At 54.4% G+C, this 25,713-nt stretch carries 21 protein-coding genes; 17 read left to right on the forward strand and 4 right to left on the reverse strand.

What is annotated here, in order from left to right; genetic code table 11:
• Nucleotides 1-26: 26 nt before the first annotated feature.
• From ACOYXJ_RS10095 to ACOYXJ_RS10165, 15 genes are all read left to right on the forward strand, one after another.
• Nucleotides 27-1,028, forward strand: a complete 1,002-nt coding sequence (locus tag ACOYXJ_RS10095; protein WP_141232666.1) for an SEL1-like repeat protein — start codon at nt 27-29, stop codon at nt 1,026-1,028.
• Entirely contained in the window at nt 1,028-4,174 is a 3,147-nt protein-coding gene (locus ACOYXJ_RS10100) for a hypothetical protein (protein WP_460369271.1), read from the forward strand. Before ACOYXJ_RS10095 ends, ACOYXJ_RS10100 begins: the two co-directional genes overlap by 1 nt.
• Nucleotides 4,171-5,271 carry a tetratricopeptide repeat protein gene (locus tag ACOYXJ_RS10105; RefSeq protein WP_460369273.1) on the forward strand — a complete coding sequence of 367 codons (1,101 nt, stop codon included), beginning with the start codon at nt 4,171-4,173 and terminating at the stop codon, nt 5,269-5,271. Before ACOYXJ_RS10100 ends, ACOYXJ_RS10105 begins: the two co-directional genes overlap by 4 nt.
• Nucleotides 5,272-5,405: 134 nt before the next feature.
• Nucleotides 5,406-5,993 carry a hypothetical protein gene (locus ACOYXJ_RS10110; RefSeq protein ID WP_460369275.1) on the forward strand — a complete coding sequence of 196 codons (588 nt, stop codon included), beginning with the start codon at nt 5,406-5,408 and terminating at the stop codon, nt 5,991-5,993.
• 293 nt (nt 5,994-6,286) lie between these two features.
• Entirely contained in the window at nt 6,287-7,216 is a 930-nt protein-coding gene (locus ACOYXJ_RS10115; protein WP_460369277.1) for a tetratricopeptide repeat protein, read from the forward strand.
• A gap of 38 nt (nt 7,217-7,254) precedes the next feature.
• Nucleotides 7,255-7,716, forward strand: coding sequence for an XAC2610-related protein (locus ACOYXJ_RS10120; protein ID WP_460369279.1), 462 nt, complete (start codon nt 7,255-7,257; stop codon nt 7,714-7,716).
• A 20-nt stretch (nt 7,717-7,736) separates the two neighbouring features.
• Nucleotides 7,737-9,104 (forward strand): lysozyme inhibitor LprI family protein, encoded by a 1,368-nt coding sequence (locus tag ACOYXJ_RS10125; protein ID WP_460369281.1) that lies wholly within the window; start codon nt 7,737-7,739, stop codon nt 9,102-9,104.
• Nucleotides 9,105-9,243: 139 nt separating this feature from the next.
• Entirely contained in the window at nt 9,244-10,638 is a 1,395-nt protein-coding gene (locus tag ACOYXJ_RS10130) for a TIGR01777 family oxidoreductase (RefSeq protein WP_460369283.1), read from the forward strand.
• A gap of 9 nt (nt 10,639-10,647) precedes the next feature.
• The gene (locus ACOYXJ_RS10135; protein ID WP_460369285.1) at nt 10,648-13,098 is read left to right on the forward strand and encodes an alpha/beta hydrolase; all 2,451 of its coding nucleotides are present in this window, start codon (nt 10,648-10,650) and stop codon (nt 13,096-13,098) included.
• Nucleotides 13,095-13,604 carry a hypothetical protein gene (locus ACOYXJ_RS10140; RefSeq protein WP_460369287.1) on the forward strand — a complete coding sequence of 170 codons (510 nt, stop codon included), beginning with the start codon at nt 13,095-13,097 and terminating at the stop codon, nt 13,602-13,604. Before ACOYXJ_RS10135 ends, ACOYXJ_RS10140 begins: the two co-directional genes overlap by 4 nt.
• Before the next feature lie 86 nt (nt 13,605-13,690).
• Nucleotides 13,691-14,146, forward strand: a complete 456-nt coding sequence (locus tag ACOYXJ_RS10145; protein ID WP_460373115.1) for a hypothetical protein — start codon at nt 13,691-13,693, stop codon at nt 14,144-14,146.
• 4 nt (nt 14,147-14,150) lie between these two features.
• Nucleotides 14,151-15,014, forward strand: a complete 864-nt coding sequence (locus ACOYXJ_RS10150) for a tetratricopeptide repeat protein (protein ID WP_460369289.1) — start codon at nt 14,151-14,153, stop codon at nt 15,012-15,014.
• Nucleotides 15,011-15,772 carry a lysozyme inhibitor LprI family protein gene (locus ACOYXJ_RS10155; RefSeq protein WP_238156312.1) on the forward strand — a complete coding sequence of 254 codons (762 nt, stop codon included), beginning with the start codon at nt 15,011-15,013 and terminating at the stop codon, nt 15,770-15,772. Before ACOYXJ_RS10150 ends, ACOYXJ_RS10155 begins: the two co-directional genes overlap by 4 nt.
• A 24-nt stretch (nt 15,773-15,796) precedes the next feature.
• Nucleotides 15,797-16,813: a hypothetical protein gene (locus ACOYXJ_RS10160; RefSeq protein ID WP_460369291.1), complete on the forward strand. Its 1,017-nt coding sequence runs from the start codon at nt 15,797-15,799 to the stop codon at nt 16,811-16,813.
• A 63-nt stretch (nt 16,814-16,876) separates the two neighbouring features.
• On the forward strand, nt 16,877-17,980 hold the full coding sequence (locus ACOYXJ_RS10165) for a hypothetical protein (RefSeq protein WP_460369293.1): 1,104 nt from the start codon (nt 16,877-16,879) through the stop codon (nt 17,978-17,980).
• 62 nt (nt 17,981-18,042) lie between these two features.
• Here the strand turns inward: ACOYXJ_RS10165 and ACOYXJ_RS10170 are convergent, their stop codons facing one another.
• Entirely contained in the window at nt 18,043-18,414 is a 372-nt protein-coding gene (locus ACOYXJ_RS10170) for a DUF6124 family protein (protein WP_016985802.1), read from the reverse strand.
• A 581-nt stretch (nt 18,415-18,995) separates the two neighbouring features.
• On the opposite strand from ACOYXJ_RS10170, the gene ACOYXJ_RS10175 reads away from it, so the two are divergent.
• A complete protein-coding gene (locus tag ACOYXJ_RS10175) occupies nt 18,996-19,379 on the forward strand; it encodes a helicase (RefSeq protein ID WP_039757355.1) in 384 nt (127 codons plus the stop codon).
• 173 nt (nt 19,380-19,552) lie between these two features.
• Nucleotides 19,553-20,914, forward strand: coding sequence for an NHL repeat-containing protein (locus ACOYXJ_RS10180; protein WP_460369295.1), 1,362 nt, complete (start codon nt 19,553-19,555; stop codon nt 20,912-20,914).
• 62 nt (nt 20,915-20,976) lie between these two features.
• Here ACOYXJ_RS10180 and ACOYXJ_RS10185 read toward each other — a convergent pair whose 3' ends face one another.
• From ACOYXJ_RS10185 to ACOYXJ_RS10195, 3 genes are all read right to left on the reverse strand, one after another.
• Nucleotides 20,977-22,377: an aminoacyl-tRNA deacylase and HDOD domain-containing protein gene (locus ACOYXJ_RS10185; protein WP_034152069.1), complete on the reverse strand. Its 1,401-nt coding sequence runs from the start codon at nt 22,375-22,377 to the stop codon at nt 20,977-20,979.
• A gap of 79 nt (nt 22,378-22,456) precedes the next feature.
• Nucleotides 22,457-24,532, reverse strand: coding sequence for an ATP-dependent DNA helicase RecG (recG, locus tag ACOYXJ_RS10190; RefSeq protein ID WP_460369297.1), 2,076 nt, complete (start codon nt 24,530-24,532; stop codon nt 22,457-22,459).
• Between the two features lie 9 nt (nt 24,533-24,541).
• Nucleotides 24,542-25,471: a hydrogen peroxide-inducible genes activator gene (locus ACOYXJ_RS10195; RefSeq protein WP_007920331.1), complete on the reverse strand. Its 930-nt coding sequence runs from the start codon at nt 25,469-25,471 to the stop codon at nt 24,542-24,544.
• Nucleotides 25,472-25,713 lie beyond the last annotated feature (242 nt).

A 25,713-nucleotide genomic window follows, 5' to 3' on the forward strand; every position in this document is an offset into this window, starting at 1 on the left:
TGACAACAAACAGGTACGTAAGGCAGATGAAGTGGTTTTCGATTGTTTTGTTGTGCTGGGGGATGACTTCGGGGGCCTTTGCCTCTTCGTCCAGCACCGCCCAATGCCCAAGTGGCAATTTTGCTGATTTCGTAAAAGTTTTTGCATCTGAGCCAGAGACACAGAAAGCGTTTATTGCGTCTCCTGTGAAGCATGTTCACGTGATAGCTGATGGGAAAATACCGAAGGTTGTCGAACGGAGCCTGGGCTCGATTTCCGCCGATGAGTTGAAGGTGCTGCTTCCGGAAAATGCTGCCAAATTGGATCTCACTATTGAAACCAAGGTGCCTGACAGGGTGGTCGTCCGAGATGAGGCGGGCCATTTTTTGAAGATTTTTCTTTTCAAACACAGTGATTGCTGGGCTCTGAATCGAGTGGAGAACTGGGCAATCGATGCGGTCATGGAAGAGATCACTCAGTCTGAGAAACTAACGCCCGGTGAGCTGGAACTCAAAAAAGGCGTCATATTCGACAGGTTGGTAAACAAGGCCTCTCCCGAATCAGGGATCTATTTGTACGCCGCGGCATTGGATAGCTATTTAGATGGCGCCCGGAAGGGTTCGGCGCAAGCAGCATTTGCTGCTGCGGGAATCAGCCTTTCTGGGCAGGCGCCACGCTTGGAGAATTCCAGAATCGTGGCGTTATTGATTCAAGCTTCAGAGCAAGTGCCGGATGCCGGCTTGACTCTCGCAGATTTTTATTGCGATGAAGGTGAATACGACGAAAGTCACGGTTGTATTAATCCCAGAGAATCAATAGCGACATTGGAGCGTGCCGCCCGCCTAGGTTCGACTAACGCACTGATTCGATTAGGTGAAGTGTACGAAGCGGGAGCCCTCGTAGCGGCTGACTTGCCACGCGCGATGGCGTGTTACCGGAATATTCAGAAAACCGATCCCAAGACGGCTACCGCTTTGGTTGAGCGCTTGGCAGCCCGAGGCGTCGTCAGCGATAACTCTATTCAATGTTTTGAAGCAGGAAGCTTTTGATGAGCACAGGACTACTTGAACAAAGGCAGCAATATCGCACTGGTTACGAGTACGGCCCTTTCAAGGGCGAGACTGACCATGATAACGATGGCAAGAAGGAAATCGACTGCTCCGGGCTTCTGTATCGAATGCTGAAGGATGCGGGGTATACGATCCCTTACCTCACAACATCAGGGTTGAATACCGACACTACTTATTTTGATGTGATCCCGCTTACGGAAGTACAGCCTGGCGATATTGCGCTGTGGATAAACTTTCATGGACATACGGGGGTCATCGAAGACATCTCCGGGTCGCCTGTTCGAGATAGGGGAAATTTCTTCGGTTCACAGTCTTCAAACGGACCGAAATCTGCCAAGTATGGGGCGGGTAGTGGTTACTGGCCAATGCCTGAAAAATTTTTACGCCCGAGGCCCCAATTCAGAGGCGCACAACCAGCACCCGCATCTAATCCTGCGCCGGCCCCTGCACCAGCAGGCCCAGCTCCGCTGATGAGCTTCCAATATCCATTCCGTAAACCAGATGGCAAGCAGTTCACTGGGGCTGACGAAGTATATAAGGTACTAGAGAGCGAAGTATCTGGTCATTATTTGTTAGGTAGTAACAAATTCTGGCATGGCGGACTACATGTTAGCAATGCAAGCGCTCCCCAATGTGTATTGGATGAACCATTACGGTGTATGGCTGATGGTGAAGTCGTTGCTTATCGCCTAAATAAAGAATATCTAGAATCATCATTTGATGCAGGTGGGAGTTCAAAAAAATTAAAGTATTCGAATTCTTTCTGTCTGGTCCGGCACGAGTATAAGTCTGCACCTAATCCAGAAGAAGGGGCGAATAAGGGGAAGCAAAATAAGCTGACATTCTATAGCCTATATATGCATTTGCTACCGTTTGATCGTTATCCTATACCTCCTGAGGAAGCGCCTAAGCCGAAAGTGACAATGCAGGTCAATGATTTTAAAGCATATGACGAATTGCCAGTGTCATCTAGTATTGTGTCTGTGGGTAAGTTAAATAAAGACTCGAAACTTGAAATCTTAGATCAAAGTCCGGTCGCGGGTACAGACCGAATTTATGCTAAAGGTAAAATCATATCTGGAAGTGTGCAGGTAAACTCACAAAAGACACGAGAAGTAGGGAGTGAAGTCTGGTTTGCGTACTTAAAGGCCGGCGAACCCTATAAAAACAACGCCGGTGATAGAGTTTGGTTGGAAGAAAAGGTACCAGAGCGAGAGCGGCCAACCTATTGGCAGGGCAAGGTTCATGGGACAGTAGTTAATAAGCTTCCCCTTTTCGGTGCACCGTCAGATCCTACTAATGGCAAGCCAGCGGGTGCTTCGCTCGGTGCCTTGCAGTTGATGATGAACAGCGTCGTAGCTTTTGATAGTCAAAAAGTTTTGAATTTAGTTGTCGGGCCATCCCTGCAGCGTATGGCCGAATGCACGCTGGTGAGTGGTGGTCCGGTCGCCACAGGAAATGTGCCACCGACATTCTGGGCGTGTGTTGAAAATACTTCGGAAAATAATGTTCTAAAATGGAGTGTAGCTGAACCGGCATCTGTTGACACTGTTTTGAATATAGGAGTTGGAATTAAGGCGGGAGATCCTGTCGGTTACCTTGGGCAAATGGAGAATGTCACTGAAGCTGGGGAGGTTAGTAGTAAGTTCCAAGCCCATATAGAAATTTTTACCGCTGATACAGGTATAGAAGACTTTTTGAATAATACTGCTGCCTTAAAAGTTGGCAGACAGTATTTGTATTTAGCCAAAAATTCTCTGGTTAAGTTAAAGGCCCCAGCCACTGGGGAAGTTTCTCTGAAAGAACTGCATGCTGTAGAGTTAAGCAAAGCGCCGATTTATAAAGATACACAAGAGTGGTATGAGATCAATGTAATAGACGAAGGGCAAAACGTGGCCGGTTTAGTACGTAAGGCTGGCGCCACTTTAATATCGCAGCATGATTGGGCGAAGCTGGGCTTTCAGATAGTGGAGGAGTCAAACGCTGCTGCTGATGGATTTCTCGATCCAAACGATATGCCCGTTTTCTTCAAAAGATTGTTTGAAAAAATCGATAAAGATAATAATAAAGAGATAGACGCATCAGAGTTGGCCGACGCGTTGAAGGATACTGACACACGCTCTCAATGGTCAAAGCTTGTCGCCAAGCATCCAACGGAATGGAAAGATAGAGCTAATCAACCAAAATGGGCTCGGCTGGATGATATTTTAGAGCATTCGCCAAAATTAAAGGCTCATGAAAAAGAGAGGATAGATAAATTTATCTTCTGGGATGAGCTATCTGGAAAAGCGTCAGTTGAATCCAGTCTAGTTTGGCACTTTCATCCGATAGAGTTCATAGCTGGGTTTACTTCATCGGCCGCGGAACTGATCTCTTTCGATCAAATGAAGAAAATGTTCCCAGACTCTACCGATCAAAAGCGTGAGGAGGTAAGGGGGTTATTTAATAAGTATGCTGATCGATTTGAAATTAATACCGCGCCGAAAATGGCTCAGTTTTTTGCTCAAGTGAAGACCGAGGTTGGTAGCGCCTTGGTAGGTAAGGTAGAAGATCTTTGGTATTCAGCTGAAGCTCTCAGGTCTAAGTTTGGAAGGTATTTCAACACATATCCTGCGGAAGCTGAACTGTATGGATATAAACGCATTACAATGGCGCAGTATAATGCACTAAGCCCTGCGGCAAAGAGCGCCTATACGATTCGTAAAAATAAAGCATATTCTCAATTCCCAAATGAAGACGAGATCGCGAAGCGTATTTATTGCTGCAACTCAGTTCAAGGTGGATTTGTATTGACTGCGGGTGGCTGTGAAGAAGGTAAGAAGTATAAAGGCAAAGGTTTTATTCAGCTGACGTGGAAATCAAACTATCAGGCGGTAGAGGACCGCTTAAAGCAAAAAATACCTGAGGAAACCATTGAAATGGTTTCCAATCCAGACCAGTTGCTGGATACAAAAATAGGATTATTATCGGCTATGGGGTTTTGGGATGTAAATAATATAAATAATCTAGTCGCGCCAAATACGGACTCTACTAATAAAATTACAGAAGTAGTTAATAAGCATACTGATAGTTATGCGGAGCGCAGGACTAATTTTACAGCGATTTATCAGGAGCTTAATAAATGATTATTTTAAAAAAATTTTGGTGTCTACAGATTTTTTTATTTATTTTTCTTGCTGGCCAGTCTTCGCTTGGTACTGCAAACGATAGTGTTCCTCCTGCAGAAATGGTGAAGAAACAGTTTGATGTTGGTTTGGTTCCTGGATTAAAGTCTCCAAGACTCCTGGTCGTAAAAAATGACGATGCTGCACTTCCCGACAAACTAGTCTTGGTTGCTGAGGTGTCTGGGAAAGACTCGGTTATATTGAGCGCAAAATCGGCATTGGCGAAAATTAATAATGTGTATTCGCCTAAAAGTTATGACGGCTTCAATGTTTCTGTTGTTAAAGGCGTCGATAAAACTATAGGTGTTGTGGATTCTCAAGGGGAAATATACACCTTCAATTCAGACGCTCACGTTGTGGGAGATGTTTTGAATTTGATTACAAAAAAAGAAGACCAAACGTCGCAGAATTTTAATGTTCAATTTGAATATGATGCTACTCGCAAAAGTGTGGCAGTTAGCCGGATTGTCTATACGGTTAATAATGAATCGTGCGATAGGTCTCTTAAGAGTGCTTATATTTTACCTCTGAATGTTTTGATTTCTAAATCACTTGAAGATTTCGACGGTGCGACTGCATTTGAATATCTTCAAAAGTTAAATTTGGACATTCAGGCGGGGCGGGTGAAAGGTGAAAAACTCATGTCATCCTTTGTTGTCTCGACGGCAGACCAAGCACTCGTTGCATACAAAAATAATGATAAAAATAAGCTCATAGAATCTATGGGTTATCTTGTTGCCGATGGGGGCAGTAGTGAGTCGTGTGCACCTGAAAGCTACATAGCTGAAGCGTATTTCTATCCTGACAAGGTGGGTTGGTCCAATGATCTCGGATTTTTGTTTGCTGAGGCAGGATATTATTCAGAATCGGTTGAACTGCTAAGAAAGGTGATTTCTGAAAAACCAGAGAGAACTGTCGCTTACTTGAATATAGCTGATGCATATTGGGGGTTGAGCCAAAAAGATTTGGCTGCAGAGAACTATAAAAAATATATCTCTATGATGCAGCAGTCGGGAAAAGCCATGAAAATTCCTAAGAGAGTTTTAGAGCGATCGTAATAAAAGGGACGGATTTATTTTTTTAGTCCGTCCCGCGGGCAGCTCTTAGGGTGAAATGAGGACAGATCACGGTTTTAGTATTTGCCACGAAAAACGTGGTCTGTTCCATTTTTTCCTAAAAAGGATATATAAAGTTGAAAAAATATTTAACTCTATTTAAGCGGCATTTTATTCCGTATGTAGTTTTTGGTTTCGTAGCGTCCAATGTGTTTGCGGACGCCGCACCCACAATAGGTGAATTCCATCCTACGGTGGTAGCCTCTTTGGGCGAAGAAAAGATCGCTGTATTTTTTTTGAAAAATAGTCTGAAGGCGATAGCTAAAGAAGAGCATGTTGCCGATGCTGAGATATATTACTCATCATTGAGCTCCGGTAAACCCTCTCTAAACTATGTTTGGAAGGTTGAGGGGGATCAGATCGCTTCTGTATTTTTCTACGAGTGGAAGTCCCCTGCGAGAGCCGGAAAGTCTATGTTTGTGTTGACAAAAAGAAAATTGTCGAACTCGGCATTTGACGGTTTTGCTTATTCGGTAATGGAGTTTCCAATAAGGAGAGATGGTGGAAGTGTATCCTTGCTTCATTTTAGTGGCGATTTGCCTGACCCAGCTCTAGATAATTGTATGGAGGGGGCAGATCTGGTAACGGGAAATAAAGTGGTCTGTGCTTATAAAGATGCGGCGAGCATTAAAAATTACTTTAGCTTGCAGGACAAAAAACATTAAAAGTTGTGTGCGCGGCAATAGAGAAACGGAGCGGTTCATTTTTAGCTGAATCCGTCCCGTGTATCCTCTTGCGGTGTGACTTCCTGCTTCACCGCCATCTAGTCTTCCAGATGATCCAGCGCATACGTCACCACATTGGCAATTTAAGTCAGGTGGTAAAGGGGACGGATTTATTTATCTGTTTGTTTTATCGTTGAGCCCAAATAAATCTGTCCCCTTTGTTGTCCATTTTTATTTTCAGCGGCTAAAAAATATGCCGAAGCGCGCATAGTTGCACTTGAGGGGACCTTAGAATGAGGGTGGTAGCTTTTTTAGTTTTCGCGCTCATGGCGTCAGTGGTCAATGCGAGTTCTAGCTGCGAGGCTGACCTGAATGGGGATGGAATCTGCGATTCGTATGGTGTTAGACCACTTGAGGATGACGGTACAATTTCGCGAATTATTATAGATGTTGGTGGGGGTAACAAGTCAGTTTCGGGGGTTTTTGAACTTGGAGACGGTGGGTTATCTGTAGGTTATCTACCAGGTGAGTTTTCGTTGTTGCTGGATTTCTATACTCGTAATACTGATCTTACGCAGTATAGTTTTAAATGGAATTCTGCGCGGAAAGACTGGGTTCTCTATAAAAAATCTACTTGGGCGCAACCTAGTAGAGATGAAAAATATACCTTGGGTGGTGAGAGGGTACCAGTTGAAGCACTATTTCCGCAGAAGTTTAATGTTCAGCGTGTGGCGTGTTGCACCCTATTTTCTCAGTTCTCCGAAAATGGTCCCAATTTTAGCTATTTGAGTAATGAGGATCAGCTTGCAGAAATCAGGAAAGACTTAAAATATATTCTTGGTAAGCTTCCTCAGGGCGAAAAAGGAGAATTATTTTATGGGCTCGATGATAGCGGGAACAAGGTAAGGAGGAGTATTCCTCAAGAGCTGGTGTATGAGCTAACGTTGATAATTTCCAATGATAATGTCGGGCCTCTAAATGACTATGCTTATTATTTGTATCGTAGCAAAAACAATGTTTTAGCTGCTTTGCTTTTGAGGGGGATTCATAAAAAGTTTCCGGAGAGAGTCGTTGCAACATTGAATTTGGCAGATGCTTATTGGGATATCGGAATGAAGTCCGACGCATGTCCGCTTTATAAGGAATACATCGAAAAAATGACAATGAACGGAAAGGGTGAACGTATTCCGCAGGCAGCGAAATCTCGAGAAAACTGCAATTGAGACGAGCCGCGTTTCACGGGGAGGAGTAGGGCGAGCACATGCAATTCAAAACTCTAGCGGTATCTCTGCTCGGCCTGCTGTGGACAATCCCGGCGTTGGCCGAAACCACCACGTTCAGTCCAACCAAAGGCGTCGACGCGACGCTGATTCTCGAAGGCTCCAAACTGAACATCGCGGTTAAAAGCGAAACGCACAGTGAGTCTCGAACAATCGATTTTGAAGCCGAAAACGAACTCCACATGCAGTTCGACGATTTCAATTTCGACGGCGCCCAGGATTTCGCGGTCTGGCAACTCGATGACGGCATGGGCACTTACCACTACTACCGGGTGTTCATTTACCAAGTCAAAACCGGCGCCTTCGAAGAGTTACAGCCGGACTGCGGCGATGGCTTCGTTAACCTGCGCGTCGACCAAAAGCGCAAAGCGTTGCTCAGCACTTACTGGGAAATGAACATACCCAAGCAATGCATCACCCGATTCACCAAACGCAAAACCTGAATGACTCAAGGAAGAACACATTGAACCGTTTTGTTTTTACCCTGCTAGCCGCGCTACTACTGCCAGTTTCAGCGGCCTATGCGCAGGACGATTGCAGCCATGTCACCTCAAGCCTGGAAATGGTGCCCTGTTCGGAGGCGGCGAAGAAGGCTGCCGATACGCAGTTGAATGTCAGTTACAAGCAGTTGATGACGCGGCTTGAATCTGACTATCGAGCAGATCCGGCATTGGGCGCGGAGTACGCGGCGAAGGTCAAAGAGTCGCAACGTGCGTGGTTGAAGTTGCGCGATGCGAACTGCCCTTTGGAGGCATTCGAAATCGAGACGGGGATGCCGGCGCATGTGTTCGCCGTTAACTCGTGCATCGCCAGAATGAGCCGCGAGCGCTCGGCGTATCTGGACAAGATTGTCCCTGCGCTTGCATCCGATAAGAGCGCTTCGACGGCACCGACCAGCGACGCTTGCCCCTCGGAGGAGTTCGCGCCGTTCCTGACGGCGTTTTCCGCCAACAGCGAATCACAGCGCCGTCTCACGGCGATGACGGTCAAGTCGCTGGTGTTGAAACCGGTAGCTGGGAAGGATCGAAGTACCTTTGAGCCTTCGACCTCGGGTATTAGTGGAACAACGTTCACCTATCCGCTGATGGCTGCAATCACACCCGGCAAGATACCTGGCGTCGAGATCGAAGAGGTTGATGATAGTCACGTCAATGTGGTGGATAAGAGGGCAGGCAACAGCAATGTGAAAATCTTCAACTTCTCTCGTCAGGCATGTTGGGTGCTTGAGGGGATTGAGGATTGGTCGATCAGCGAGAAGGATCTTGTCGCAACAGAGAACCCGGGAATGAGCCGCGCCGAGAACTTCTGTTATCAGCGTGCCGAAGCGCTAGGTGGGCTGGGGTTTCTTGAACAATACCCGCTGACGGTGGAGTTGATTGAAGCGTCGCTGGAAAATTTTGTGTGTGCTGCAGAGTCGGGTGACGCACAGGCGAGCCTGTCGGCGGCAAGCCTAAGCCTTTCGCAAATGGCGTCTCAGTTGGAAACCCCGAAGGTTGAGGCGCTGTTCAAAGCGGCCTCGAAAATACCAAGTGGCGCGCTGGCCTATGCCACGTTTCTTTGTTCAGGAAACTCCACTGACTATAACGGCCCTTGCCTCAATCCCGAGCAGGCAAAAGAGCAGGTTATTCGTGCTATTTCCATGGGCTCCGCTGATGCGATGAATTATCTGGCCTCGACCTTTGAAGGTGGCGAGTTTGGAACGAAGGATATGTCCCGGGCGTTAGCCTGTTATCAGATGGCGGCTGACAAAGGTAATCAGTTGGGCATCTTCAACGTGGGGCGATTGGGATCGTCAGGCGTTGAACCGATCAAAGCCAGTCACTGCATCTGAAATGCCGGGTCATGTCTGATGCGTTTTCGCAGTCGTTGAGTCTGAATCAGTCCGGTAAAACGTTTAGTTTTTGAGCATCTGACGACCGCGATTTTCCTTTAAACTCCCCCACCCCCAAGGAATGCGCTCAGGACACGGAATGCCAGCCCCCTCGAACTCCCTTCGCCCCGCGCTAGTGCTCTGGCTATACGCCGCCGCAATCGTGCACATTCTCGCCGGCCTCACCCTGACCTGGGCCGGCCATTCCGGATTACTCGACGGCTATCTGCACACCCTCGAACTCGCATTCTGGGGCGGCGATGCGGTACCTGCGGCCGGCCACGAACAACAAGTCTGGTGGCTCGCGCTGTTCGGCGCGACGCTGCAAAGTTATTCGTTGTACATGCTCGCGCTGGTGCACTTGGGCAATCGCTTGAAAACCCCGGCAGTGTGGGGCTGGTTGATCGCTGGCATCCTGTTATGGGCGCCGCAGGACATGTGGCTCTCGGCGCAACAACAGGTTTGGTCGCACCTGTGGCTCGACGGTTTTGCGTTGCTGGTGTTGGTGCCGCCGTTATTCTGGCTGTATCGGCATGACCGCCGGAAATCCCCTTCAGAAAAGACTCCGAGCCAATCCAACCCGTTTGCCGGCGGCACTTTCAAGCGTGTGCTAATCACCGGCGGCACCGGGTTCATCGGTGAAACCTTGGTCAATCAATTACTCGACGCGGGCCATTCGGTCAGCGTACTGACGCGCGATCCGTTGAGCGCGGCCAATCTATTCAACGGCCGCGTCCGCTGCGTGCATTCGCTCAGCGAACTCAGCCACGACGAAGCCTTCGACGTAGTGATCAATCTCGCCGGTGCCCCTGTCGCCGGCCCACGCTGGACTCCCAAGCGTCAGGCGCAACTGCTCGCCAGCCGAGTCGGCACCACCGAAGCGTTGATGACCTGGCTGAAGAACACCAAGCACAAACCAGCGCTATGGATTCAAGCCTCGGCCATCGGTTTCTACGGCGTGCGCGATGCCAGCGAAAGCCTCGACGAACACGCCAGCAAGGGCGACGGCTTCATGGCTGAACTCTGCGCGCGTTGGGAAGCTGCCGCACAACCAGCCACTGAGTTTGGCGTGCGTCAGGTGGTGCTGCGTCTCGGTGTGGTGTTCGGCCCGGGCGGTGCGTTGACGCCGTTGCTGCTGCCATTCCGCATGGGGTTCGGCGGGCGCATGGGCGACGGTCAGCAGATCATGAGCTGGGTGCATCGTGACGATGTGCTTCAGGTAATCGCCCTGGCCTTCGACGATGAAAGTTTGCGCGGCACCTACAACATGGTCGCGCCCGAAACGGTCAGTCAGGCCGCGTTCGCCGAGCAGGCCGGCAAGGTCCTCAAGCGTCCGGTGTGGTTGCACATTCCCGCCGCGCCAGTGCGCGCATTGGCAGGCGAGATGGCGCAGTTGTTCTTCGACGGTCAGCGCGTGGTGCCGCAGCGTTTGACCGAGGCTGGCTACACATTCCGCTATCCAACCCTCGACGCCGCTCTGCGCGATCTGACCTGAGGATCGCTCATGAGCAAGCCGTTGATGTACCTGCTGGCCGGCAACGGCAGCGCTGCCGATTGGTGGGATGACGCGCTGCCGCACTTCCAGCGCTACGAAGTCGTGCCGCTGGAGTTGCCGGGCTTCGGCGCCAATCCGCAGCCACCCTGCGAAGATCTGGCGGACTACGCGCAGACCTTGCTGGCGATGACTGAGCAGGGCAGCGCGATCATGGCGGTCGGGGTCAATGCCTTGCTTGTATTGCATGCGTTGCAGCGTCGGCCCGGACACTTTTCCCGCAGTGTTCTGTTGGCGCCGGTTGGGGCATTTTTGTGGCAGCGTCGATTGCCGGCGCTGATGTCACCGCTGCCGATCCGCAAGACCATCCACTGGCTGCTGTCGAACAAACCCACGCTGTTCGCGCGCAAGTTTTCCAACCAGACCTGGACGCCCGAGCAGTACCAGCGCATGGGCTCCGGCTATGCGCGCTGCCGTGCGTTTGTGCCGCACTGGGATCTGATTCGCGCCGACACTGCGCTGCCGCTGCTGGAGTGGATCACTGATCCGGTCGAGTTGGTTTGGGGCGATCAGGACGCGGTGCTCGGCATCGAGCAAGCGGCGGCGTGGTCGGCGATTCTCGCCCGCGCTGATCTGACCATTAGCCTGAAACCCGGTTGGGGTCATTACCCGTGGATCGACTCGCCTGCGCAGTTCGCGCAGTGGCTGGAGTCGGGCGAGCGCGGGTTTGTCGCGCACACCAAGGGCGGGCGTTTGCGCCTGGCTGAACTGGCGCGGCAAGCGGTGCCGGCGGCACTGACGCTCAACGATTGCAGCGATCCGCGTCTGCCGGCATTTCTCGCCGCCCAACCTGATGTGACATGGGCGGTGCGCTCCTCCAGTTATGGCGAGGATCAGGCCGATTCGGCGAATGCCGGTTTGAGCACAACCTATCTGCGCGAGCCGACCGCCAATGTGCCGAAACGCATTGCCGAACTGACGGCCGAAGGTGTCGAGGAAGTGGTGGTGCAGCGCTTCATCACGCCGGTCGTTTCCGGCATCGCTTTCGTGCGCCATCTCTCGGTAGAACTTGAGTGGGTTGAAGGCCATCTCGAATCGCTGGCCGACGGTCACGTCAGCCCCTCGCGGGCAACGCTTTCGCGGCTCGGCGATGCCTGGCGCAGCGGCACGTTCACGCCGGCCCATGGTTTGACCGAAGACTTGCTGTGGCGCTTTCTGCAAGACGTGCTGCGCGTGTTCCACTACGTGCCCGGAGACGTCGAATGGGCCTGGGACGGCTCACAACTGTGGCTGCTGCAATACCGGCCGATCAGCGACTACGGCTGGCGCCGACACCTCACTGCCGCGAACATCGCCGAGATCCTGCCGCCGCAACCGAGCGTTCTGGTGGAATACGCCCAGCGCCGCGCGGCAGCGAGTATCCCTGCGATCATGGCGCGTTGGGATGCGCGGGTGTTGCAGGACAACGAGCCGTTCACCGCAGTGTTCGGCGGCGCGTCCTATATCAACAATGATCTGTTTCTCGCCCGGTTGGCCGACTGGGGCATCAGCGCCGATAACTACGCTGGTGAAGTTGGCGGCGCGACGCCGCATCTGCCGTGGCAACCGCTGAAGATGCTGCGTTCGTTGCCGCTGTTTTTGCGTATGCAACGCAAGGCTCGCGGGCATTTGCTGAATCTTGAAAGCGGCTTGCAGCGCTTTGATCAAGAGCTGGCCGAACTCGTCGCCCAAGTTGCCGATGGTCAGCAATTGGCGGACTGGTTCACCCGGTTTTACGTGTTCGTCGTGCAAGGCAATCTGTGCATCGCCACGGCGCTGGCCAGCAGTGGCGGTGATTGGATGGGCCGCCCGCCGACCGCTTACGACAATCTTGAAAACAGTCCGCATCGATTGCCGTGGGAAACCGATCCCGCTACGCCTCGGCCGGCGGCAACTGAGCTGCCGTTACAACCATTCCCGCAATGGTCAGGGCTGATCCACCTCGCGCATTTGACCGGTCTGCCGGGCCTGCGCGGCTACTACCTGCAAGTGCGCGAGTGGTATCGCGACAACCTCATGCGAATCTTCTTCCGCCTGCACCACGCCATGCCGCTGGCGGACCGCGAGCATTGGTTCGCGCCGCATCCCGACGTGCGCACCCGCGATGGCAGCTTCTGGCAGGACGGTCGCGAAGGTGCGGAACAGGCCACCGGGTTCATGATTTATCCGGGGCAGGTGCAAGGCATCCTCGGCGCCGACATCTTGCTCGAAGACACCCTCGATCCGGGGCGGCACGCGCATTACCAAACTGCGCGGGCGGTGATTGCACGGATGGGTGGTCGCTTGTCCCATGGCTCGACGTTGCTGCGGGAGCTGCGCAAGCCATCGGCGGTGATGCCGCAGGTGGATCCGGCGTGGGTGGGGTGTGAGGTGTTGTATCGGGATGGTGAGTTGCAATTGATCAATTCGAAGGATGCGAAGTGAAACGATTGCTGGTGTTATGTGTGAGCTGGTTGCCGATAGCGGTTATGGCGGCAGATGTTTGCAATCAGGAAGCTGACTCAAAATATTTCTTATCGCAATGGTCGCAGAGCAGTGAACATCCGGAAGACATACTTTCCAATCTCGATGGAAAAGAGTTTTCTATCGATCCGGGCCACGTGGTTTTTCGCGGCGATCTAAATGGCGATGGCATCGAAGACTTCATCTTCAATTCCCGCGTCGGCATTGGCTCATCAATGGATAGCACATTCGCCTTCCTGATCCAGTGCCGTGGTTATTTGAGGTATTCGGGCGGCGGTTACTTCGCCGGGGTCAAAGTTCTGGACGGCCCAGCCAAGGGGGGAGGTGAGTTCAAGGACATCGAGATCTACTCCTACATCAGGGACAAGCGCGGGCGGATTCGCTACAAGGGTGAAAAGGGCATGACCCGGCCACATCTGTGGCAATTCGACCCGCAGACACAGCGTTACGAAGGGCAGGCTGAGTAAGCCGACGGTCCCCACGGCATTTACGGAGTTACTACGTGAAAGGATTTTCGGTTCTTCTCGGCAGCTTGATATTGGCTGCCGCGTCCATGGCATTCGCTGCCGATCCAACCTTCAAGGATTACACCGTCACGCCAGTTTTCACCGGCCCCAACCATAAGCTGGTGCCGCAAGAGAACAGCAGCCCAATGATGGATCAGGCACGGGTGCAAGCCCTGAAAGGCAAGGTCAACTTCGCCGGCCATTACATTCTGTACAGGCTCAGTTGTGGCGGCAGCGCCATTTGCGGCGAGGTGCTGGACGCCCAGACCGGTGAAGTGGTTGGCGGTCTGCCGAATGCTTACGACGGCAGCACCTTCGGCATGGTTTACCAGCCCGACAGCCGCTTGATCATCGTCTCCGGCATCACGCTCGACGGCGAAGAAGATGCCCAAGGGAATGCGTTGGAAAGTGGTAACCGGGACCGTTACTACGAATTTGTGAACAACGAATTCCGGCTGCTGAGCATGACCGACGTGGAATCGTCGCCGATGGATGAGGAGTGAGTGGATGAACCGTCTTCTCGCGGTCAGTCTTAAGCGGTTGATGTTTGTCATGGGCCTGTCAGCTTCAGCCAATGCCTTGTCTGAAAATATTCAGATCGTGGGGGTTGGCGGGCACTTAGTAACGCTGAAGGACAAGACATGGGGCAGGCCTGCTGCGGAGTCGGCGGTTGCCTCGTTTACCGCCAATGGAAAAACGTTTCCCCTCTATGTACCCGCGGTGGGTACTGAAACGCATGAGGCTTGGTTAAGTCCCGACAAGAAAACATTGCTCCTCCTTCAGACTCTGTATGGCGTTGTCATTGGCCAGGAGGGTGAAGAAATCCCAACAGAGGAAACTGGTTGCGGGGTCATTTCGATGGAGACCGGTTGCGTGCTCAGTCAGCCTGCAGCCAGGTTTTGCTACGGCAAGTGGGAGGGCAATCGGTGGACTTCCGGGGAAGAGGATGCGCCTGACCTCGTCCTGCAGACGCCGTCTCCAAAGGACTTATTGAAGCAGGTCTCAAATATTGAGATGCCGCAATCTCGCGTGGAAGAACTCGCATTCAATCTTCGCACTATAAGTCCAGAGTCCTATATGGCTTGTCACCCACCAGCGCGCAATGTTCAAGCTTTTAACGACTTGGCCTTCTATTTGGCCGAGGGCGGTAGAGATGAGTTGGCGCTGAAGTTTTATCGCGGCGTTGAGGCCGTTGGTAAACGCACGGTGCTGATGTTGAACATCGCCGATTCACTCTGGCGCCTTGATCGGAAAGAAGAAGCGCAGCGTTATTACCGCGAGTACCGCGACGCGATGAGCGCCGACGGCAAGGCGCAGAAAATTCCGCAAAGAGTGATTGAGCGAACTGCACATCAGGGAATGAAAAATTGAACAGGATTGTCCGCTTTATCGCGTTACCTCTTGGGATGCTATGCGCGTTATATGCGCACGCCGAGGACGAATGCGAAGTCATTACCTCTAGCTTGGAATTTAATCAATGCGTGGCGGCCGAACTTAAGCGGGCCGACGCCAACCTCAATGCCAGCTACAAAAAGCTGATGGCAAGGTTTGAGGTTCAGCAAAAACGCGACCCTGAACAGGGCAAGGCTTTCATGGCCATCGCCAGAGAGTCACAGCGTGCGTGGATCAAGTTGCGCGATACCACATGCCCGCTCGAAGCCACGGATATCGACCCTGATACGGCGCTTCACTCTACAACCGTCGATAGCTGCATCATCAGAATGAGCCTGGAACGCGCTGCATATCTGGACAGGATCGTGGCAGATGACTCGGGTGATGTGGTTGATATGAATAAGGTGTCCAGATCCGGCGCGAAGCGTTACCAGGATGTAGTCGCGCGCTATCTCTACTCGTTCGACAACCCATGCTTGACGGTCCAAATTCTCGCGCCTGACGGTGGATGGCGAGTGTTGTCATTGACGCGGTTCTGCAGTTTTGACGGCAAGTCATTCCAGTCCGGTTACGCCGATGCTGGATTCGAGGCCCCTGTATTTACAGATGACGGTCTGCACCTGACGTTAAGCACTACGGAGCTTCGCGCGCCCGGTGAGAAGCGTCGCGCCTGTGTGATTCCGATCAAGAACGAGCAAATAAAAGCGCTGAAATGTGGCGAACCTGAGTCATCGTGATGCCCTCGCGCTAGTTATTGAAGATTGATCAATTCGTCGATCGACAAGGAAGTAATGGAAGTGAACAGGTTTTCAAGTTGTGTGTGCTTGCTCGCATCGATCATCGGTTTTACCGCGCAAACGGCAACGGCGGATGACCTGCAAACCATCAAGCAAATGCATCCGCCGGTGGTGGCAACGGTGGGCGGGCAGAAGATCACCGTGTTGTTCTTGAAGAACACACTCAAAGGTCAGACGACAGGTGCCTACGTTCCCGGTGGGGAGGTTTTCTACACGACAATGAGTGCCACGAGGCCAGAACTCTCGTTTGTGGCGCCGCTCGTGGGTGATGAAGTCGCATCGGTGTTTTTTTTCGAACGCAAATTCCCTGAGCGAGCGGGGAAGTCCCTTTACGTGCTCATGAGGCAAAAAGAGGCAGACGGTGGTTTCGAAGGCTACACCTATTGGACGCTGGAATTGCCACTCATCAAGCAGGGCGAACGGTTGTCGTTGCGGTTTTTTCGCGGTGATCCACCAGACCCCGAATTGCAGGATTGCCGAGACGGCCGAGACCTTGAAAACGGCGTCGATGTTGTGTGTGCCTACAAGGATGCAACTAGTATCAAAAAGCGTCTGGCAGACCTTGATGCAAAAATCATTGCCGATTCGAAACTGCAACAGGAGATCCGCCAGAAAGCGTTAAAGATCGACGGTGAAGTGTGTCCCTCGCCCGACTTTTCAACATTCCTCTCAGCCTTCTCTGAACGCGCGGAGTTGCAGAAAGCCTTCGTCCTACAGCCGCTGAAAATGGTCACAACCGTGGCCGGCGACCCCGAGCCCGAGATGCAAAAAAACAGTCTCAGCGGTGATCAGCTCAAGTTCCCAATAATCCCGGATCCGGCGAAGCGAGAGGCCCAGGGCCTGACGTTGACCGTCAAGGAAGAGCGGGGTGACAAGGCGATCGCGATCCTGCAGAAGCCAGATACCGACTACGTCTTCGAGTATCGGTTTGTCCGTGGACAATGCTGGCAGTTGGAAGAAGTGATGGATTACTCGCTTTAAGACGCAGAGATCTGCGGTGAGGAAAGTTTAATCAGCCCCGTAAATCATAAGCAGGGAGGCAAGTTGAAAAGATTAGTCTTGATCGCGTTATTGCTGTGTTCTTTCTCTGTGGCGGCGGGGCCAATATTCCCGTCCCTCAAGTCCTGCATGGACGCTGACAGCGATTGCGCATTGGCGCTGAGAGACAACGTTCTTGTGGACGCAAAATCCGGACAGCGTCTTTCAGAGGAGGCGGAATCAGCCGGGGCAATGAGTGGTTTCTGGCTGTATCGAGATGGCGAGCGTTACATCCTGGCGAACGAAAATTACTCCCAGGCAAAGTCCCGCCGTTGGCTGGTTTTTACCTACAACAGCGGGACAGTAGTTCTCGACGGCGCCTATATTTTCTCGATAGACATTAATCCGAATACGGGTCCCTACTGGCACGGCTACGACTGCCGAGGTGATGCCAAGCCGTTCGCAGTGCCAACGAAAGAACCCTTCAGTGACGTTGCCTTGGAGGCGTTGTGCGGTGGTGCTGAAGGCTGGGTCGTCTCAGGGAAGGATGAGGTCGTGCCCGTATCCGCCAAGGGGCTGGCCGTCAGTGTTCCCGTTTACCACGCCCGCAACCGTGACGGTTCAGCGACGTACCTGTTTACTGAAAGTGATGTTCCGGAGCTTTCGAAGCTGGTGTGTTTGTCCAATTGCGCCGATGTCACTCAAATACCAGAACGCGTCTCGCAAGAAACAGCGCCTTTGAAGGGCGGGCAGGATGGAACGTTGTGTTCAGATGACGAAGACATTTACTTCAGTTGCCCGCTGCAGGGTGGCAAGACGGTTTCCATTTGTGCGCGAGGGAACAGCAAACCCACGGCCGGTTCTGTTCAGTACCGTTACGGCGTGCCGGGCAAAATAGAAATGAGCTATCCGAAGACGGCTTTGCCGCCCAAGGGCAAATTCTTTGTTGTGGATGCGTCGGAAGGCAGCGTGAACCTGAACATCATCAAGTTCAAAAGCGGTGTTTACACCTACCTCGTTAATCAGGCGTTCGTGAGTTATCTCTCTGTACTCAAGGGCGACAAGGTCGTATTTCGACAGTCCTGTAATGCGGGTGGGGATGCGTACATCCACCGCGCAGCGATTTTCGGGTTGGAGACACGTCCAAAAAGTGCGGAGGATTTTCGCTAGTCGTTGTTGTTGAGGATCAGAAAAGGGGACTTAACGTCCCCTTTTTTCATCCGCAAATCTCGCTACGGCTTGGCCGCCACGCTTCGCACTTCGATCTGGTCGAGCGTCCCTTCCACCATCAATCTCACCCCGTCCGCCATTCTGCTCAGGGCCAGTGCCACCGAGCGGCGTGAGCCGTGGAGGTCGTCGGCGAGGTCGCAGGCGATGACGCTGATGGACAGGAGGTCTTCGGAGGCGTTGGCCATGAGGGCTTCGGCGTCGGTGCCGGGGGAGAGTTTGAAGAGGCCGTTCTCACGTTTGGGATGTGGTTCGACGGCTGGTTTGAAATGGTGGTCGAGGGCGCGCTCGGCGGCTTCGTGGAATTTCTTTGATTCCAGAGATTCGTAGGGCGAAATATCGGGGTTTTCTGGGGGATTGGGTGTTGGTTTGATCATAGGTATTTTCCGAGTTATGGAGCCAACACCGTTTCGCTTGCTTCGAAAGGGTGGCAGCTGTGTATAGGTGTGCAAGACCGGACTCGGAAACCGGCAGACCCGAAGGCCTCCCATACACAGCCGCCATAACAGTTCGCGAGCATAGGAAAACACCCGGCGAATAGCCATAACTGAATGCATGACGAGTCTGGACTTGCACGTCCGAGTCACCGATTTTGCGGCGACCCACAGAGCCTATCCCCACCGCACCAACTCGCCTAGTTCATGGACAGCCCCGCACTTTGCAGGAAATTTCCCATAGATTCGCGGGCCGGAAGATCAAAAGATCGCAGGCTTCGCCAGCTCCTACAGGGATGTGTTTCAACAGGTGTAGGAAAGGTGAGTGGTGAGACGCGGAGCGTCTCGGGATGCATTCCCACGCGGAGCGGGGGAACGATCAGGGGGCGAGCGCTGAATCGTGACTTGGCAGTCATCGTGCGGGAAATGGGCTGCATCATCCTCCAACAGCGTCAGATACTGGCGTTATCGTCCGAATCCCTTACACTGCCTCGGCCGTTCATTTTCCTTTTGAGGCTGTGCGCATGAAATTTCGTTTTCTTCTGTGGATGATGGGTTTGTTGATGGGTAAGGCCAGCCGGACAAATCCTGCGTTCCAGCAGCAGTTGGGTGACAAGGATCTGGTGTTTCAGCTGCAGACGCTGGACGGGAAAGTGGCGCGGCATTTCGTGGTCAAGGATCAGCGCATTACCAGCAAATCCGGTGTGGTGGCAGAGCCGGCGTTTGCGATTGCGTTTAAAGATGCCGGTTATGGCTTTGCCACGATGCAGGCGAAGAACAAGCAGTTGGCGTTTATGCAGGGGATTCAGGACAAGTCGATCCAGCTGAAGGGTAATCCTGCGCTGGTGATGTGGTTTCAGGGTTTGATGAAATATTTGAAGCCGAGGAAGGCCAAGCCTAAGGCGTGAAGCGCCATTTTTTAAAACCCGGTGGGTAATCGGTTTGGCTCGATAAGTCGGTCAATTGGCGCGTAACACCACTAACACCTGTCAGAAGTGACAGGTGTTTTTGTTTGCATGTTGAGGCTTCATAGGGATCGTCCAGCAGTAAAGGGACTTATCCGGATTGGAGAGTTATCAACATGACCGTACAAGCAGGTGAACTTGATTCAACATTCGCCAATGACGGCAAACTCGATTGGGCGTTTCCTGAGTTTGTCAGCATTGCCCCGCAAGTTGTCCTCCCTTTGCCTGACGGTCGGCTGCTCGTCGTGGCGAATGAGTCAGGTGTTTTCCCTGGCTTCGTAGCGGCACGGCTAACTGAAAAGGGACTGCTTGATGTCGGTACCGGGTTTGGCGAGAACCAGCAAGGTTTTGCGCGGATTTTGACTGGGGAAAAACTCCTATCAGGAAAATTGGGCGCAAGCTTGCTCAGTAATGGTGGGTTGCTGATTACGGTCGATTACACGTCGCAGTCGCCGAGTTATGAAAGTGGTTTCATTGCCATCCAGTTGCTGCCGGACGGTCGACTCAACGATGAGTTTGGTGAAGACGGTGTGGTCACGTTCCCGTACGGTTCGGTACCCGTAACACTAAGTCGAGCGGCCAAGGCTGCACGCGCACGCCAAAATGTATCTCGAAATATTAAGCCTGCTGTTCAGAGCACCGCCAGTTCTGGAGCGTCCGGTATCGAGTTGCCAGACGGCAAAATAGCGTTGGTCTATTTTGGCTTTGATCATGTGGCAGAGCAAACCAAAGGCTTGGTCATGCGACTCAATCCTGATGGCACTTTTGACGACACCTTCAACAAAATCGGTTCGGCCACTGTTGAACTGGCTGAGTTGAGTCCGGCAGGCGATAACGCCGCCCGTGGATTGGCTGTGCAAGCGGACGGTAGCTTGGTGGTGTATGGCGACTTTCATGATGAAGGCACCTTCGGTACCTATGCCGTGCGCTTCACAAAAGATGGAATGCGCGACGACAAGTTCAAGACAGCTATTGTGTCCTCTGATCGGCTGCCGATTTTTCGCGATATTGCCGTGAGGAAAAAGGACGGAATGATTGCTTTGATAGGAGGCCAGGCCGGTGAAGGCTTCCTCGAGGGGGAAGGGGTGATTGTCGTACTCAGTGCGGATGGCTCACCTCACCCTCTGTTCAACAATGGCCAGCCGTTATGTACCAAAGTTGTGCCTGAGATTGGCCAGAATTGGTCGAGCTGCGCCTTTGGCGACGAGGATGAAAGCAAGTTGATTGTTGCTGGCACCAGTGGTGGACGGCTTGCTACTGATGAGATGCACGCTGTTTGCGCACGTTATCGCCTTACCGGCGAGCTCGATTCGACGTTCAACGGTAGTGGGTGGGTATCTTTTGATCAGGCTGAGAAACTGGAAAGTAATTTGGATCTGCACGTCACCGCGCATAATAAAATCGTCATCTGCGGTGAGTATTGGAAAGACCGGTTGAGTTTTCCTACAAGCGGATGGATAGCACGTTTCATTGCCTGATGAATGAACGACGCTGTAATGGCCGCTCTCACGAACAAGAATGATCCGTGAGAGCGGTTTCTTTATGCCTGGCTGAACTGCGAGGCCAGTTCGCGCAGCAGGACTTCGGCTTCGAGGACTTTGCTGACAACGTCGTTGGCTTTTTCGCGAGTCAGGCCGACACGTTCGAGCAGTGCATCCGGAATGTCTTCATCCGGGCCGGAGCCGATGCCGCGGCTGCGCAGCAGGCGCACGGCCAGGCAGACGAGGTTCGGGTATTCGGCGTAGGCGCCGTCGTAGCTTGGGTCGTGCTGGAAGCGCAGCGCGGTGGCCAGCTCGTCCGGCATGTCCCAGTAGCGCATCAGCCACGAGCCGATCTGTTCGCGGCTGATACCGAGCAGGTGTTGCTCGATGTAGCTGTGGCACAGGTGCGGGTTGACCTCCAGGTGGCGGCAGATCAGTGAGAAGTGCGGCGGAAAGACGTGGGCCAGCAGCAGGTAACCGAAGTTGTGCAGCAGACCGGCCAGATACGTCAGGCCGGCTTCCGGGCGCTGGGCGCGCGGCATGGCGCGGGTCAGGCCTTCGATGACGGCGGCGGTGTAGATCGATTGCTGCCAGTACGGCGTGGTGTGTTGCGGGTGGTCTTTCGGCAGGCTCAGGGTCTTGCCGAGGGCCAGACCCAGCGCGAGGTTGATCACTAGATCAAAACCGAGCACGCGGACGATCGCGTCTTCCACCGAACGAATTTTGCCCGGCGAGGCGTAGTACGGCGACGCCGCCCAGCTCACCACTTGCGCGGCCAGCGCCGGGTCGGTTTCAACGACGCCAGTGATGTCGTCGATGGTGGCGTTGGGGTCGACGCGCAGTTTGATGATTTTTTGCGCGGTTTCGGCCAGCGGCGGAATCTCGATGGTCGCTTCCAGACGCTGCTGAATGCGCCGCGCGGTGAACGCTTGCACGGCCTGGGTGATTTCCTCGCGGTCATCGTCCGGGCGGTCGAGGTTCGGGCGGATGCTGCTCAGGGCTTCGCCGAAGTTGGCGGCGCTGGCCTTGGTCAGCATGGTCTTGAAGTCTTCGCTGGCGATTTCCAGCAGCAGGCCCGGCTCGCCGGAGTTGATCAGCAGCTTCGGTTCGCGCAGCAGGCTTTCTTCGTAGAGGCACGGCGAGCTGGTCAGCGCCGGCAGGCCTGGCAGCAGGCTCAGGCTGTGTTTGCCGAGCATCTTTTCCAGGCGCTCGGTGGACACGGCGGTCAGGCGACGGCCAGTCAGTTCGGCGAGGCGGTTGAGGTCGAGCAATTGGCTCTGCGGAAACAGCACCATCAGCGCGCCGACGGCGTCGTCCAGCAACACGGCTTGTACCTTGCGCGATGCATTGAGGCCGTGGTGGTCGAGCACTTCTTCGTAGGCGATCCCGAGTTTGCCTAGCAGCAGCCGAATGACAGACGGCGCGTGCGGAGATTCGGGGGCGAGAGCGGCTTCGGTCATGATCTGTATCCGTTTTTGAAACAATGGCAGGAGTATAACCAGCTTGGTCGGAACGATCTGTCAGAAACTGCGACGGTGCTCACACTTGGCCGTATTGCTGCCCGTGACGCAACCAGCGATCGAGTAATGGGCTGACGTGGGTTGGCCAGCGTTCCAGCAAGGCTTGCGCGGCGTCGCGTACGGCGGGCAATAAGTCGGCGTCGCGCATCAGGTCGGCGACTTTGAATTGCAGCAGGCCAGTCTGACGGGTGCCGAGCATTTCCCCGGGGCCGCGCAGTTCGAGGTCTTTTTCGGCGATGACGAAACCGTCGTTGGTCTCGCGCATGATGCCCAGGCGCTGGCGACCGATCTGCGACAGCGGCGGATGGTAGAGCAGCACGCAATGGCTGGCGGCGCTGCCCCGGCCAACGCGCCCGCGCAATTGGTGCAGTTGCGCGAGGCCAAGACGCTCGGGGTTTTCGATGATCATCAGGCTGGCGTTGGGCACGTCGACGCCGACTTCGATCACTGTGGTGGCGACCAGCAATTGCAGGTTGCCGGCCTTGAATTCGGCCATGACGGCGGCCTTCTCGACGGGTTTCATGCGCCCGTGGATCAACCCGACTTTCAGTTCGCCGAGGGCGAGGGTGAGGTCTTCAAACGTGGTTTCGGCGGCCTGACAGGTCAGCTCTTCCGACTCTTCGATCAGCGTGCATACCCAATAGGCCTGACGGCCTTCGGCGCAGGCACCGCGCACGCGCTCGATGACTTCGACGCGGCGGGTGTCAGTGACCAGCACGGTGTTGACCGGGGTTCGACCGGGCGGCAGCTCGTCGAGGATCGAGGTGTCGAGGTCGGCGTAGGCGCTCATCGCCAATGTCCGTGGAATCGGCGTGGCGGTCATGATCAGCTGGTGCGGGCACATGCGTCCGCCGACGCCTTTCTGCCGCAGCGCCAGACGTTGCTGTACGCCGAAGCGGTGCTGCTCGTCGATGATCACCAGCGCCAGATTCTTGAACTGCACTTCGTCCTGGAACAGCGCGTGAGTGCCGACCACCATCGGTGCGCCGCTGGCGATCTGTTCCAGCGCAGTAACGCGGTTCTTGCCCTTGAGCTTGCCGGCCAGCCATGCGACTTCAATGCCCAGCGGCTCGAGCCAGCGCTTGAAGGTGATGAAGTGTTGCTCGGCGAGAATCTCGGTCGGCGCCATCAGCGCGACTTGGTAACCGGCCTCCAGCGCTTGCAGGGCGGCGAGGGCGGCAACCACGGTTTTGCCGGCGCCGACGTCGCCCTGAATCAGGCGCAGCATCGGTTCGTGCTGACTGAGGTCGTAGGCGATTTCGTTGCCGACGCGCTGTTGCGCGCCGGTCGGGTTGAAGCCGAGGTTGGCCAGATATTTCGGCGGCAGCTTTTTCGCTTTCGGCATCGCTGGCGCGCGCAGTGAACGCATGCTTTCGCGCAGACGTTGCTGTGACAGTTGGTGCGTCAGCAGTTCTTCGAAAGCGAGGCGATGCTGGGCCCAGTGATGACCGAGGGCAAGTTCATCGACGTCGGCATCGGCGGGCGGGTTGTGCAGGTAGCGGATCGCATCGGCCAGCGGCGCGAGTTGATAGTCGCGCGCCAGTTCGGTGGGCAGCCAGTCGGGCAGCGTATCTGGCTTTAGCAGGGTCAGCGTCTGCAGACACAACTGGCGCAGACGCGCTTGGGTCAGGCCTTCGGTGAGCGGGTAGACCGGGGTCAGGGTTTCATCGACTGGCGGCGGTTCGTCACCAGTAATGGCGCGGTATTCCGGGTGGTAGATTTCCAGTCCTGACGCGCCGGGTCGGGCTTCGCCGTAGCAGCGCACCCGCGTGCCACGCTTGAGGCCTTCTTTCTGCGCATTGCTGAAATGGTAGAAACGCAGACTCAGGCCGCCGGTGCCGTCCTGCAAGCGCACGACCAGACTGCGGCGGCGGCCCATGACCACATCGGCGCCGCTGACGGTGCCTTCGACCACGGCGTCCTGTCCCGGCCGCAGCGCACCGATCGGCACCACACGGGTGCGATCCTGATAGCGCAGCGGCAGGTGGAACAGCACGTCCTGCAGGTTCTCAAGACCGACCTTGGCCAATTTCTCGGCCATGGCTTCGCCGACACCCTTGAGTGCCGTCACCGACACTTGCGACAACTCCGTCATGACGCTCGCTTAACCGGCCGTAACCGGTGCCGCTGGCTTGGCCACCGAACACAGGCGAATGGAGTCGGCGAGGATCTCGATGGCTTTTGGCCGTGGAAAGCTCGCGCGCCAGGCAATGGCCACGGTGCGGAACGGCACTGGCGGCGACAGTGGGCGCACTTCGATCACGCCGGGGGCGTAGTGATGGCTGTCGACGGCCGACAACGGCAGGATCGAGATGCCCAGACCGGAGGCGACCATGTGGCGGATGGTTTCCAGCGAGCTGGATTCGACCGTGGTGTGCTTGGCGCCGTCGTTGCCCTTGGTCAGGGTCGGGCAGGCTTCCAGCACTTGGTCGCGGAAGCAGTGGCCCTCGCCGAGCAGCAGCAGGCTCTTGTCGTTGAGCAGGCCGGCGTCGATGGTTTCTTTTTGCGTCCACGGGTGCTGGGCCGGCATCAAGACATAGAACGGCTCGTCGTATAGCGGCAGGGTCAGCACGTCGGCTTCGTTGAACGGCAGGGCGATGATGATCGCGTCGAGCTCGCCGTTGCGCAGTTTGTCGCGCAGCACGTGGGTGAAGTTTTCTTCGATGTACAACGGCATCTGCGGGGCGACCCGGTGCAGTTGCGGAATCAGGTGCGGGAACAGGTACGGGCCGACGGTGTAGATTGCGCCGACTTTCAATGGGGCGGTCAGCTGGTTCTTGCCGGCCTGGGCCAGTTCGCGAATGCCTTGGGCTTGCTCGAGCACTTTCTGCGCCTGGGCGACGATGCCTTCGCCGACCGGGGTCAGGCGCACGGCGCTTTTGCTGCGCTCGAAAATCAGCACACCGAGTTCGTCTTCAAGCTTTTTCACGCCCACCGACAGGGTCGGCTGGCTGACGTGGCAACGTTCGGCGGCGTGGCCGAAATGCTGCTCTTGGGCGAGGGTAACGATGTAGCGTAATTCTGTGAGGGTCATAGCAAGCGTCCATGAAGATGCGGGCCAAGCATACCGGCTGCAATCGATAGACGCACGTTATCAGACTGAGGGAGGCATGCGACACCGGGCAATGTAGGTTTGCCGCGCGCAGATACGCAAAAGGCACCTTTCGGTGCCTTTATCTCGATCTAACCTTCACCACATAACCCCTGTGGGAGCGAGCCTGCTCGCGAAAGCGGTGGGTCAGACAAACATGAGCTGACTGACACGGCCTCTTCGCG

The sequence above is a fragment of the Pseudomonas sp. Tul2A7 genome (assembly GCF_054790505.1).